At 63.2% G+C, this 13,678-nt stretch carries 8 protein-coding genes; 4 read left to right on the top strand and 4 right to left on the bottom strand.

Translation table 11 applies throughout. From position 1 onward, the window contains the following. Positions 1-79 precede the first annotated feature (79 nt). Both PVE35_RS06815 and ggpS read left to right on the top strand, forming a co-directional pair. Positions 80-1,342 carry an MFS transporter gene (locus PVE35_RS06815; RefSeq protein ID WP_277374207.1) on the top strand — a complete coding sequence of 421 codons (1,263 nt, stop codon included), beginning with the start codon at positions 80-82 and terminating at the stop codon, positions 1,340-1,342. Positions 1,343-1,458: 116 nt separating this feature from the next. Beyond that, positions 1,459-3,717: a glucosylglycerol-phosphate synthase gene (ggpS, locus tag PVE35_RS06810; RefSeq protein ID WP_277374206.1), complete on the top strand. Its 2,259-nt coding sequence runs from the start codon at positions 1,459-1,461 to the stop codon at positions 3,715-3,717. Positions 3,718-3,898: 181 nt separating this feature from the next. On the opposite strand, the gene PVE35_RS06805 is transcribed toward ggpS, so the two are convergent. From PVE35_RS06805 to PVE35_RS06795, 3 genes are all read right to left on the bottom strand, one after another. Further along, positions 3,899-4,432 (bottom strand): transposase, encoded by a 534-nt coding sequence (locus PVE35_RS06805; RefSeq protein ID WP_268182334.1) that lies wholly within the window; start codon positions 4,430-4,432, stop codon positions 3,899-3,901. 120 nt (positions 4,433-4,552) lie between these two features. Continuing rightward, the gene (locus tag PVE35_RS06800) at positions 4,553-6,472 is read right to left on the bottom strand and encodes a methyl-accepting chemotaxis protein (protein ID WP_268182332.1); all 1,920 of its coding nucleotides are present in this window, start codon (positions 6,470-6,472) and stop codon (positions 4,553-4,555) included. 265 nt (positions 6,473-6,737) lie between these two features. Then, entirely contained in the window at positions 6,738-8,660 is a 1,923-nt protein-coding gene (locus tag PVE35_RS06795; protein WP_268182328.1) for a methyl-accepting chemotaxis protein, read from the bottom strand. Between the two features lie 231 nt (positions 8,661-8,891). Between PVE35_RS06795 and PVE35_RS06790 the strand changes: the two genes are divergently transcribed. Continuing rightward, the gene (locus tag PVE35_RS06790; RefSeq protein WP_277374205.1) at positions 8,892-9,833 is read left to right on the top strand and encodes a bile acid:sodium symporter family protein; all 942 of its coding nucleotides are present in this window, start codon (positions 8,892-8,894) and stop codon (positions 9,831-9,833) included. Positions 9,834-9,890: 57 nt separating this feature from the next. Here PVE35_RS06790 and PVE35_RS06785 read toward each other — a convergent pair whose 3' ends face one another. Then, a complete protein-coding gene (locus PVE35_RS06785; RefSeq protein WP_277374204.1) occupies positions 9,891-11,765 on the bottom strand; it encodes an MFS transporter in 1,875 nt (624 codons plus the stop codon). 566 nt (positions 11,766-12,331) lie between these two features. On the opposite strand from PVE35_RS06785, the gene PVE35_RS06780 reads away from it, so the two are divergent. Next, complete coding sequence (locus tag PVE35_RS06780; RefSeq protein WP_268182321.1) at positions 12,332-13,642, top strand: UDP-glucose/GDP-mannose dehydrogenase family protein; 1,311 nt, start codon at positions 12,332-12,334, stop codon at positions 13,640-13,642. The last annotated feature ends 36 nt before the right edge of the window (positions 13,643-13,678 follow it).

Here is a 13,678-nt window from a genome sequence, read left to right as displayed (position 1 = left end):
GTAGTTAAGCAAAGCAATCGCTGCACCCTGGCCTGCTTCGTGCTTGCCATCACTGGCATAGTTCCCTAGGGTAGTTCGCATGCGGTCTCTCATTGCCCCCATCAGCTCATTGCTGAGCGGCGTGGCTTTGCTCCTGCTCGGCAATGGTCTGCTCAATACCTTACTAACCCTGCGTGGCGTCGCCGAAGGCTACTCCACCACGATGCTCGGGCTGATCATGTCCGGGTACTTCGTCGGGTTCCTTCTCGGCACCTGGCTGGCGACTCCGCTGGTCAGACGCATCGGGCACATCCGTGCATTCGCCTGTTGCGCCGCCCTAGCGGCCATCGCCGCCCTGCTCCATCTGCTGCTGATCAATCCGTGGGTCTGGCTGCTGCTGCGTGTGCTCTACGGCCTGGCCCTGGTGACGCTGTACATGGTCATCGAGAGCTGGCTCAACGCCCAGGCGCCGAACGAGAAGCGCGGCCAGGTGTTCGCCCTGTATATGGCGGTCAACCTCGGCGCCCTGGCCCTGGCCCAGCAACTGCTGCACCTGGCCGACCCGGTGCAGTTCACCCTGTTCGTCATCGCCGCCATCCTCATCAGCGCGGCGCTGATGCCCATTACCCTGACCCGCCAGGCACAGCCGAGCCTGCCGGAAACACCTCCGTCCAACCTGCGCCAACTGTGGCACATCGCACCGCTGGCGATCATTGCAGCGGGCCTTGCCGGCCTGGCGATGGGCGGTTTCTGGGGCATGGCACCGGTGTACGCCAGCCTGGCCGGTTTCGATACGCCCGGCGTGGGCCTGCTGATGACTGCCACCATTCTCGGCGGCGCGCTGCTGCAATGGCCCATCGGCATCTATTCCGACAGCCACGACCGCCGCCAGGTGTTGTTCTGGGTAGTGGTACTGGCGGTGGCCCTGGCGCTGGTCATGAGCCTGCTGCCGGCCGGCCCGCTGCTGCTCGGCGCCATCTTCCTCTGGGGCGGCCTGGCCTTCGCCATCTACCCCATCGCGGTGGCGCAACTGATCGACCAGTTGCACAGCGACGAGATCCTCTCCGGCTCCGCCAGCCTGCTGATGGTCAATGGCATAGGCTCGGTGTGCGGCCCGCTGCTGGCCGGCGTGCTGATGGAACAACTGGGCGCTCGCGCGCTACCGCTGTACTTCGCCTGCACCCTCGGCCTGCTGGCTGCCTATACCCTTTACCGGCTGCGCCATGTCAGCGACCTGGTCAGCGGCGACGCCGCGCACTTCGTGCCCATGCTGCGTACCAGCCCCACGGTGCTGGAGCTGATGCCCGATGCGCCGACGCAAGAGCACGAACCGATGGAGGACAACCCGAACCCTGCGTCCTGAAGACGTGAACCGGCTGTTTCGGCAAGGCCCCGAGCCTACCCCAAGCAGCCAGAAACCCGGCCCATCGGCCGCTCACGCCTGAGCGAAGCCGTCCGGCCACTTCTGGAGAAACAACGATGCTATTAGCCACCGACCTGGATGGAACCTTTCTCGCCGGCGATCCCGAAGATCGCCTGAGCCTCTACCAGACCATCGCCGCCCACCCGGAGATCAAGCTCGCCTACGTCACCGGGCGCAGCCTGGAAGCGGTGCTGCCGCTGCTGGCCGACCCGACCCTGCCGCAGCCGGACTACATCATCGCCGACGTCGGCGCGACCCTGGTACATGGCGACAGCCTGCACCCGATCCAGCCGCTGCAAAGCGCGGTGGATGCCCGCTGGCCCGGCGAAACCCAGGTGGCCAGCGCCATCGAAGCGTTCGGCCTGGAACGCCAGGACGTGCCGCAGGCGCGCCGCTGCTCCTACTTCTGCACGCCGGAACAGGCAGCCAACCCGGAATTGCGCAAGGTCGCCGACGAGCTGGGCTGTGACCTGCTCTACTCCGCCGAGCTGTACCTGGACTTTCTGCCCAAGGGGGTGAACAAGGGCAGCAGCCTGCAGGCCCTGGCCGACTGGCTGGAGCTGGATCACGACCAGGTGCTGGCGGCCGGCGATACGCTCAATGACCTGTCCATGCTCAGCGCCAGCTTCCACGGCGTGTGCGTCGGCCAGTCGGAAAGCGCGCTGCTGGAAGCCACGCGCAGCCACTCGCGCACCCTGCACGCCAACCGCCCGGGCTGTGGTGGCATTCTCGAAGCCTTCGCCCATTTCGGCTTCCTCGGCGAACACGGCATCGCCGCCGAACGGCGCCAGGCCGCGCAGCCGGGCAAGGCCGAGCTGGTGATGGTCTACCACCGCCTGCCCTATGAGGAATACCGCAATGCCGCCGGCAAGCTGCAACGCCGCCGCCCCACCTCGCCCAACGGCATCATCCCCACCCTGCTGAGCTTCTTCGGTGACGGCCGCCCCGGCTCCTGGGTGGCCTGGGCCGTACACGAGGATGACGACGAGCCGTTCGACAGCCACACCACGGTGGACGCCGAGCGCTATCCCAAACTCACCGCCGCGCGGGTCAAGCTGAGCAAGGAAGAAGTGGACATCTTCTACAAGCGCTTCTCCAAGGAAGCCTTCTGGCCGACCCTGCATACCTTCTGGGAGCGCGCCACCTTCAACGAGGACGACTGGCAGGTGTTCCTCAAGGTCAACCGCGCCTTCGCCGAACGCACGGCGCTGGAGGCCGCCGAAGGCGCCATCGTCTGGCTGCACGACTACAACCTGTGGATGGTGCCGGCCTACCTGCGCGAGCTGCGCCCGGATCTGCGCATCGCCTTCTTCCACCACACTTACTTCCCTTCGGCCGACGTGTTCAACGTGCTGCCCTGGCGCCGACAGATCGTCGGCAGCCTGCTGCAGTGCGATTACATCGGCTTCCACATCCCACGCCAGGTGGAGAACTTCGTCGATGTCGCCCGTGGCGTGTTCCCGCTCAAGACTCTGGAGCGGCAGAGCTGCGCGCCGCGCTTCATCACCTACGGCTGCGCCGTGGGCCTGGAGCGCATGACCACCGCGCTGGACACCGGCACCCGCCAGGTCAGGCTAGGCGCCCACCCGGTGGGGCTGGACATCGACCGTGTACGCAGCGCCCTGGAGGCGCCGAAGATCAAGGAGCTGATGGGGCAACTGCGCGAGGAAATGAAGGGCGTGAAGCTGATCCTTTCGGTGGAGCGGCTCGACTACACCAAGGGCATCCTGGAGAAGCTCAACGCCTACGAGCGCCTGCTGGCCGAAAACCCCGAGCTGCTCGGCAAGGTCACCCTGGTCACCGTCTGCGTGCCGGCGGCCCGCGAGATGACCGTCTACGACGAGTTGCAGTCGCAGATCGAGCAGGCCGTGGGGCGCATCAACGGGCGCTTCGCCCGCATCGGCTGGACGCCGCTGCAGTTCTTCTTCCGCAGCCTGCCGTTCGAGGAGGTCAGCGCCTGGTACGCCATGGCCGACGTCATGTGGATAACCCCGTTGCGCGATGGCCTCAACCTGGTAGCCAAGGAGTTCGTCGCCGCCCAAGGCCTGCTCGGCGGGCGCGGCGTGCTGGTGCTGTCGGAATTCGCCGGCGCCGCGGCCGAGCTCAAGGGCGCCCTGCTGACCAACCCGCACGACCCGGCCGACCTGGCCCATACCTGCTACCTGGCGCTGAACCTGCCCAAGAGCGAGGCCCAGGCGCGTTTGCGCGAGTTGTTCGACATCGTCTGCTACAACGACATCCGCCGCTGGGGCGAGGACTTCCTCGCCGGCGTCGAACGCCCCGAAGAACAGCCCACTCTGACCCTGGTCAGCTAGGTTCGGGCAGGCGGTGCGCGTAGCGCACCCTACGAGCGGGACTCCGACGTAGGGTGCGCTGCGCGCACCGGCACTACTCGCCGGAGCCTCCACTCTCCCGCCCCTCACCACCCCAATCGGCCGGATACCCCCGCCTTCACCAAGCGGTGGAAACACGTAGGGTGCGCTGCGCGCACCGGCACTACTCACCGAAGCCACCACTCTCCCGCACACCCTCGCCGCCCCAATCGGCCGGATACATCCCCGCTCTCACCAAGCGGTGGAAACTCGACCAGGGCCAGTCCAGCACACGCCTCACGAGCCCATGTCGCACCGGATTGAAATGCAGATAATCCATATGGCGCTGGTAGTCCTCATCGTCACGAATGCAATGCTCCCAGAAGCGCCGCTGCCACAAGCCGGACTCCCGACGCAGCCGCCGGCTGAGAGTGACTGCAGCAGGCGTCACGAGCTGCTGCGAAGTCAGGCGCTTGATCAGCGACCAACGCACACTGAAGTTGGCATCGCCTGGCGGTAGACGCCAGATGCAGTGCAAGTGGTCGGGCAGCAACACCCAGCCTTCAATGCAAAAGGGATAACGCAGACGAACCTGTTCGATGGCCTGGCGCAGCGCGGCACGCGATGTGGCCTCGGTCAGGATGGGACGGCGCTGATGGGTGACAAGCGTGAAGAAGTAGCTCGCACCAGCTTCCCGAGCACGGCGATATTGGGACATTCCCTGTCTCCTGAATCGTTACGCATGCATGCAGCATAGACGCTGGTGCGCGCAGCGCACCCTACGTGGAGCCCGAAATGCCGGCGTAGGGTGCGCCGTGCGCACCGCGCACTACTGGATCTAGACGCGGAAGCGGCTGACCAGGGACTGCAAATGACCGCCCAGGCGGGCCAGTTCGGCGCTGGAGGCGGCGGTCTCTTCACTGGCGCTGGCGGTCTGCTCGGAGATGTCGCGCACGCTGATCACACTGCGGCTGATTTCTTCGGCCACGGCGCTCTGCTCTTCCGCTGCAGCAGCGATCTGCTGGTTCATCGACTGGATGTTGGAAACTGCCTGGGTGATGCTGGCCAGGGAGGTGCCGGCCTTGCGGCTCAGTTCGACGCTGCTGTCGGTGATGTCACGGCTGGCGCGCATCGCCGCCGCCACCTGCTGGGTGCCGCTCTGCAAACCGGCGATCAGCGCTTCGATTTCCTCGGTGGACTTCTGCGTGCGCTGGGCCAGGCCACGCACTTCGTCGGCGACCACCGCGAAACCACGGCCGGCTTCACCGGCCCGCGCCGCTTCGATGGCGGCGTTGAGGGCCAGCAGGTTGGTCTGTTCGGCCACGGACTTGATCACGTCCATCACGCTGCCGATCTTGTCGCTTTCCTGTTGCAACCCGGTCATGGCCTCGGAGGAACGCCCCACTTCGGCGGCCAGACGCTCGATCTGCGCGATCACCTGCGCTACCACCCGATCCCCCTGACGTGCTTCGCCATCGGCGGCCGTGGCGGCGTGGGAGGCCTGCTCGGCGTTTTGCGCCACTTCCTGCACCGTGGCCGACATTTCGTGCATGGCGGTAGCCACCTGATCGGTTTCCTGACGCTGATGGTTGGCACCGGCGCTGGTCTGCTCGGTCACGGCCGATAGTTGCTCGGCGGCGCTGGCAATCTGCGCCACGCCATCACGGATGCCGCTGATCAGTTCACGCAGGGTGCCGGCCATCTGCGCGATGCCTTGCTGCAGCCGGCCCAGCTCGTCGCGGCGGGTGACGCGCGGCGCATCGGTCAGATCGCCGTCGGCAATGCGCTGCACGGCGCCCAGGGTGTCTTGCAGCGGACGGGTGATCTGGCGAGTGATCAGCCAGGCCGCCAGCACGCCGATAAGCAACGCCAGAAGCACGGCAACGATCTGCCAGGTGCGCGCCTGCTGGCTCTCGATGCCCAGGCGCTCGATCTGGAACTGGTACAGGGTATCGCTGATACGCACGATCTCGGCCTGTTGCGCGGTCATTTCCTGACGGGTACGGGCGATGTCCTGGGTCGCTTGCTTGAGTGCCAGCATGGCCTGCTCGTAGCTGCCCAGCAACGCGTCGATACGGCTGGCGACATCACCCTGGGCAGCGAAGGCCTCACGCAGGCTAGCCAGGCTGTTGCGCGCGGCGGCCAGGCGGCCAGCCAGGGCCTGTTCGGTTTGAGTGTCGGCCATGTTGTCGTAGCGCTCGAGCAGGTAACGCACGCTGAGCAGCTCGTTCTGCGTCAGGTTCAGCGCCTGCAATTGGTTGAAACGCTGGTCATCGTATGACGGCAGTTGCACAACGCCACGCAGCAGCCCCGCCATCAGCTCGTTCAGTTGCTGGGCCTCGTTGGCCACGCGCAGACGAGCCTCACCGGCTGCGGCGTAGGCGGCGCGCATGCCGGCCAGGGACTTCTGATAGGCCTGGTTGTAGCCGTCCTGTTCCTTGAGCAACTTGACGTTGACCGGATTGACGAAGGTGGCCATCAGCTTCCTCTGCTGCTGCAGGTAGATGTCCAGACTGCCGAGCAGGCGCTCGGTGCTGGCGGCATCGCCCTTGGCCAGCATCAGTTGCAGACGCGCTATGCGCAGGGTGGTGAGGGTGTTGTTGAGATGAGCGATCTCGCTCATCCAGGTGCTGCGCTGAATGACGCTGCCGAGGCTGGTCCAGGCGACCCAGGCCAGAGCCAGGGTGAGTGCCAGTACCAGGCCGAAGCCAAGCGCGAGCTTGCGGGTGACGTTGAGGTTCGCGAACCAGGCGTGCATGAAGAATCTCCAACCTTGAGCAAGGCAATATAGGTATTAAGGTTTAGCTGGAGACTTGTTCTTCTTGGAACCAGCAATAGGGTCTGGCGACGGTGAGCAAAGCGCCGAGATACTAAGGTGCTGCTGACGCAAAGCCGATGACACGAGACACAAGCAAGTGTGACGTAGCCGACAGAATGCGCAGCCAAGTTGTAAGGGCTGGTGTCAGCCGCTCAGCAGAGAGGCAGGCCTGGCGACGCGAGGTCGTCAGGCCCGTGAAGCAGGGTCAGAGCTGGAAGCGACTGACCAGGGTTTGCAGATGGTTGCCCAGACGCGCGAGTTCCACCGAGCTGGCTGCGGTTTCCTCGCTGGCCGCCGCAGTCTGCTCAGACACGTCACGCACGTTGAGCACGCTGCGACCGATTTCCTCGGCTACCGCCCCCTGCTGCTCGGCAGCAGCGGCGATCTGCTGATTCATCGACTGGATATTGGCCACCTTCTGATTGATCACCTCCAGCGCATCGCCGGCCTGGCGCGCCAGGGCAACGCTATCGTCGGTCAGGCTGCGGCTTTCCTGCAGGACGCCGGCGACCTGATCGGTGCCACGCTGCAGAGCCGCGATCAGGCTTTCGATTTCCTCGGTGGACTGCTGGGTACGCCGGGCCAGGTTACGCACCTCATCGGCGACGACGGCGAAACCCCGTCCGGCCTCACCGGCACGCGCCGCTTCGATGGCGGCGTTGAGCGCCAGCAGGTTGGTCTGGTCGGCAACCGCCTTGATCACGTCCATTACGCTGCCGATCTTGTCGCTCTCCTGCTGCAAACTGCTCATGGCATCGGTGGAGCGAGTCATTTCCCCAGCCAAGGCTTCGATGCGGGCAACCACGTCACTGACGATGCGGTCACCCTGGCGCGCCTCGCCATCGGCATCCACGGCAGCCTGCGAAGCCTCGGCGGCATTGCGCGCCACCTCCTGCACGGTGGCGGACATTTCCTGCATGGCCGTGGCCACCTGATCCGTCTCCAGCTTCTGATTGTTGACCCCGGCACTGGTCTGCTCGGTCACTGCCGAAAGCTGCTCGGCCGCACTGGCGATCTGGCTGACGCCGTCGCGAATCCCCCCGATCAACTCACGCAAGGTATTGCCCATGCGCTGTACACCCTGCTGCAACGCACCGATCTCGTCACGTCGGGAGGTCGAAGGTATTGCGCTGAGGTCACCTGCGGCAATGCGCTCGACCACTTTCAGGGTATGGCCCAGCGGCTGGGTGATCTGACGGGTGATGATCCAGGCCGAACAGGCCCCCAGCAGCAGCGCCAGGACGGTGGTGAGCAGTTCGGCCAGCTCGGCCGAGGCGATATCGGCGTCACGCAGTGCGATCTGCCCGTCGATCATCTTCTGGCTCAAGGAGGTGATCTCCTGGCCCTGTTGCCCGATCTCTTCGCGCGCCTGGATGATCGCCGAGTTGAGCTGCTGGAAAGTCTTCACAGCTTCCTGGTAAGCGCTGGAGCCAACCACCAGGGCGCGGGTCTGCGCAGCCATGTCACTGCCCATCGCCTGTTGCAGGTTGGCCAAGCTTTGCTGCGTACGCTCGTACTGGCGCAGCACCGCTGCTTCGGTGTCGGCATTGGGGTTAGCGGTGTAGCCACGCACCTCGTAGCGCATCAGTTGCCAGCCCTCACGGGCGTCACGCAGGGCACGATAACGTGACGGATATTGCGGGTCGCTCTCCGGCATACGCGCCACGGCCGTTTCTACCTCATCGAGCTGGGCAAAAGCTTCCTTGGCCAGGCGCCCCATCTCTCCACGTGCGGCAGCCGATTGCCGGTAAGCTTCACGCATCTTGGTCAGGCTGGCCTGGTAAAGATCTAGCTGGGTTCGCTGCGCCTCAAACAGCCGTACGTTTTCCGGCCGAGTAAAGTTGACGCGCACAGCCTGATGGGCTTGCAGGTATTCATCCAGGGCTTTTTGAAAGGCCTCGCCCAGCGCCTCGTTGCCGTTACTGATCTCGTAGCTCAGGCGTTTGACCCGCAGGTCGTCGAGGCGGTTATCGAGCTGGGTGATATCGGTCAAGCGCTCGCCACGCTCCACCAGTTGCCGCATGCCGTTCCAGGCAACGACAGCCAGTATCAGGGTCAGGGCCAGCACCAGACCGAAGCCGATGGCCAGTTTCAGGGTTACGCTGAGGTTGCCGAACCATTTGTTCATGAAGTTCTCCGGCATGAGATACAGGAATACGCAAACGCTGGAGAGTTATTCTTATGGCCAGCACAGAGACTCGGCACAGTTTAGACAGCGAAGGCGCGGCGACAATATCATGACGCCACCTTTTAATCATTCATTCATCTATATCACCCGCCAGACGGCACGCAGCCCCATCACCCCCACGCGCCACCTCTGCTAGGCTTGCCGCCCCAACGCCTGCCTGGATCACCCCATATGCGCGCTCTGATCGCCTTCAGCCGCTTCGTCGGTAATACCTTCGCCCTCTGGGTGTTGCTGTTCGCCGTTCTGGCCTTCCTGCAACCGGCCTGGTTCCTGCCCGTCACCACCTGGATCGTGCCGCTGCTGGGCTTGATCATGTTCGGCATGGGCCTGACCCTCAAGGCCGAGGATTTCCGTGACGTGCTGCTTCGGCCCCAGGCCGTGCTGCTCGGCGTGCTGGCGCAGTTCACCATCATGCCGCTGACGGCCTGGCTGCTGTGCCAGCTCTTCGGCCTGCCGACAGAAATCGCCGTCGGGGTGATCCTGGTCGGTTGCTGCCCAGGCGGCACCGCCTCCAATGTCATCACCTGGTTCGCCCGTGGCGACCTGGCCCTGTCGGTGGCGATCACTTCGGTGACCACCCTGCTCGCCCCGCTGGTGACGCCAGCGCTGATCTGGCTGCTGGCCTCGCAATGGCTGCCGGTGTCGTTCAGCGCGATGTTCGTTTCGATACTCAAGATGGTGCTGCTACCCATCGTGCTCGGCCTGGTGGTGCAGCGCCTGCTCGGTACGCGAGTGAAGACGGCAGTGCAGGTATTGCCGCTGATTTCCGTGGTGAGCATCGTCGCCATCGTCGCGGCAGTGGTAGCGGCCAGCCAGGGCAAGATCGCCGAATCCGGCCTGCTGATCATGGCGGTGGTGGTGCTGCACAACGCCATCGGCCTGACCCTGGGCTATCTGGCCGGACACCTGTTCGGCATGCCGCTGGCGCAGCGCAAGACGCTGTCGATCGAGGTCGGCATGCAGAACTCCGGCCTCGGCGCCGCCTTGGCCAGCGCCCATTTCAGCCCTCTGGCAGCGGTACCCAGTGCGCTGTTCAGCGTCTGGCACAACCTGTCCGGTGCGCTGCTGGCAACGCTCTATCGCCGGATGGGTGCGCAAAAGCGCGTCGACTGAAAAGCTGGTGCGCGCAGCGCCCCCTACGAAGCGTAGGGTGTGCCGCGCGCACCGTCATCAGCGCCAGTCGCTCCGTAGCGCAGCCACACGTGCCTGCAGCACCTCACGGCTGGCCTGTTCGGGGGCGATGGCCTCGCCCGCCACCAGGGTCACTCGCGACCACAGGCGCCTGAACAAGCCCTTGTTCGGGTCGTAGCTGAAGAAGCTGCCCCACAGGCCCTGCAAGGCCATGGGAATCACCGGCACCGGATTCTCTTCGAGAATGCGCTGCACCCCACCCTTGAATTCGTCGATCTCGCCGTCGCGGGTCAGCTTGCCCTCGGGGAAGATGCACACCAGCTCACCGTTGCGCAGGTATTCGGCGATCTTCTTGAACGCCGCGTCGTAGATCAGTAGATCCTCGTTGCGTCCGGCGATCGGCACGGCGCCAGCGGTGCGGAAGACGAAGTTGAGCACCGGCAGGTCGTAGATCTTGTAGTACATGACGAAGCGTACCGGGCGGCGAATGGCGCCACCGATCAGCAAGGCATCGACGAAGGAAACGTGGTTGCACACCAGCACCGCCGCCCCCTCTTCGGGAATGGCATGCAGCCCCTTGTGCTCGACGCGATACATCGAGTGCCCCAGCAGCCAGATGAGAAAGCGCATGCTGAATTCGGGGACGACCTTGAAGATGTAACTGCTGACCGCAACGTTCATCAGCGAGGCCACCAGGAACAATTGCGGGATGCTCAGCCCGGCGACACCAAGGAAAAGGATCGCGACGATGGCCGAGACCACCATGAACAAGGCATTGAGGATGTTGTTGGCAGCGATCACCCGCGCCCGCTCGTATTCGACGGTGCGCGATTGGATCAACGCATACAAGGGCACGATATAGAAGCCGCCGAACAGACCTATGCCGAGAATGCAGCCGAGAATCCACCAGACCTGGCCATGACCGAGCAGCGCCAGCCAATCGTGCGGTGCGGCGCCCTCGGGAAAGCCACCGGAAAACCACCACAGCAGAATGCCGAAGACGGTCAGGCCGATGGAGCCGAACGGCACCAGACCGATCTCCACCTTGTGCCCACTCATGCGCTCGCAGAGCATCGAACCCAGGCCTATCCCTAGCGAGAACACGGTGAGGATCAGCGTCACCACGCTCTCGTCACCGTGCAGCCACTCCTTGGAGTAGGCGGGAATCTGCGTCAGGTAGATGGCACCGAGAAACCAGAACCAGGAGTTGCCCACCAGCGAGCGCGACACGGCCGGCCGCTGGCCGAGCCCCAGCTTCATGGTCACCCAGGATTGGCGCAGGATGTTCCAGTCCAGCTTGAGCGTGGGCATGGCCGCTGCCGCACGCGGAATGCCGCAACTGGCCAGATAACCCAGCGCCGCCACACTCACCACCGAAGCGGCGACGATGGCGGCATAACTGCTGCTGGCCATCATGATGCCCGCGCCGATGGTGCCGGCGAGAATGGCCAGGAAGGTGCCCATCTCCACCAGGGCGTTACCGCCGACCAACTCCTTCTCCTGCAGATGCTGCGGCAGGATCGAATACTTGACCGGGCCGAACAAGGCTGACTGCGTGCCCATGGCGAACAGTACCACCAACATCAGCGGCAGATTGTTCAGCAGCACACCTGCCGCACCGGCGAGCATGATGAAGATCTCGGCCAACTTGATCTTGCGGATCAGGGCGTCCTTGGCGAACTTCTCACCAAACTGCCCGCCAAGTGCGGAAAACAGAAAGAACGGCAGGATGAACAGCAAGGCGCAGAGATTGACCAGCACATCGCGGTCGGCGCCCGTATTGAGCTTGAAGAGGATGGCGAGAATCAGCGACTGCTTGAAGATGTTGTCGTTGAAGGCGCCGAGCAATTGCGTCACGAAAAACGGCAGAAACCGTCTCTTGCCGAGCAGGGCGAATTGCGATTGTTGGGTCATCGTCCATGGTCCTCGCGGGGTCGGGTTTGCCCGCACGAGCATTTGACTGAAATCGCCGCCAGAAAGCCACAGGCAATGCCCTGCAAACACCTCCCCCCATACAGTCGCGACAAGCCTCCTGCCCTCTCTCGCCGCCACTGCTGCACAGTCACGGAAATTTAAAAAGAGCGCAATCAAGCAATAACAAAACAAGTAACGCACAACTTTAGAGCAAGAAAAAGAACCACGAAACATAATGAAGCACGACCAGTGCCGACTTGATGACGCCAAAAAAACACCAAAAAACACGCAAACTATTTTTTGACGCTGGAAATAACACAAACTATAACTTGTTGTTTTTATTGAATTTTTTAAAAAATTCAAACTTAAATTAAAAAAACCACAACAAGCCAACTTCGAGTGCTTGAAATAAAAAAAAAAGCCACCCTAGTATCCGCGCTAATTGCATAAAGCCATCAAACAGAACGGCAGAGATTGCGCGATAGCACATGCGCAGTCAGGGCGTATTTGTGCCTGGAATAAGTGCAGAAGATTTAGCCAACAACTTAGTATTGAGGGATGGAGTGATGAGAATCAGTATCTTTGGACTGGGTTATGTTGGAGCAGTCTGCGCAGGTTGCCTGTCGGCGCGCGGCCATGAAGTGATCGGTGTCGATGTCTCGCAAACCAAGATCGATCTGATCAATCAGGGCAAATCCCCGATCGTCGAGCCGGGCCTTGCCGAACTGCTCGAAGCGGGCGTCAACGCTGGCCTGCTGCGCGGTACCACCGATGTCGGCGCGGCCGTACTGGCCAGTGACCTGTCCTTCATAGCCGTAGGTACGCCGAGCAAACGCAACGGCGACCTGGATCTCGGCTATATGGAGTCGGTGTGCAAGCAGATCGGTGTGGCGCTGCGCGACAAGCACGAGCGCCATACCGTGGTGGTGCGCAGCACGGTACTGCCGGGCACGGTGAAGAACGTGGTGATTCCGCTGATCGAAAGGGAGTCCGGCAAGAAAGCCGGCGTCGACTTCGGCGTGGCCACCAACCCCGAGTTCCTCCGTGAAAGCACGGCGATCAAGGATTACGACTTTCCGGCCATGACCGTCATCGGCGAGCTGGACAAGCAATCCGGCGATCTGCTGCAGGAACTGTACAGCGAACTGGACGCGCCGATCATCCGCAAGACCATCGAAGTCGCGGAAATGATCAAGTACACCTGCAACGTCTGGCACGCCACCAAGGTCAGCTTCGCCAACGAGATCGGCAACATTGCCAAGGCCTGCGGCGTCGACGGCCGCGAGGTGATGGACGTGGTCTGCCAGGATCACAAGCTCAACCTGTCGCGCTACTACCTGCGCCCTGGTTACGCCTTCGGCGGCTCCTGCCTGCCCAAGGACGTACGCGCCCTCACCTACCGCGCCGGGCAACTGGATGTCGAGCATCCGTTGCTGGCTTCGATCATGCCGAGCAACCGTGCCCAGGTGCAGCGCGCCTACGACATCGTCGCCACCTATGACAAGCGCCGCGTCGGCCTGCTGGGCCTGAGCTTCAAGGCCGGCACCGACGACCTGCGCGAAAGCCCGCTGGTTGAGCTGGCGGAAATGCTCATCGGCAAGGGCTTCGAGCTGCGCATCTATGACAGCAACGTCGAGTATGCCCGGGTCTTCGGCGCCAACAAGGAATACATCGAATCCAAGATCCCACATGTCTCCTCGCTGCTGTGCAAGGAGCTGGAGGAAGTGGTCGAGGCCTCCGACGTGCTGATCCTCGGCAACAACGAACCACGTTTCGCTGAAGTCCTGCAGAACCTGAGCAGCGACAAGCAGGTGGTCGATCTGGTCGGGTTCATGGAGCACAGCACTCAGGCGAACAGGGAAGGCATCTGCTGGTAAGCGCACAGCCCGAATGGCAGCGGCATGTGCACGCTG

The sequence above is a fragment of the Pseudomonas sp. AA-38 genome, assembly GCF_029457475.1.
Lineage (GTDB): Bacteria > Pseudomonadota > Gammaproteobacteria > Pseudomonadales > Pseudomonadaceae > Aquipseudomonas.
This window is presented reverse-complemented; position numbering and strand designations above follow the sequence as displayed.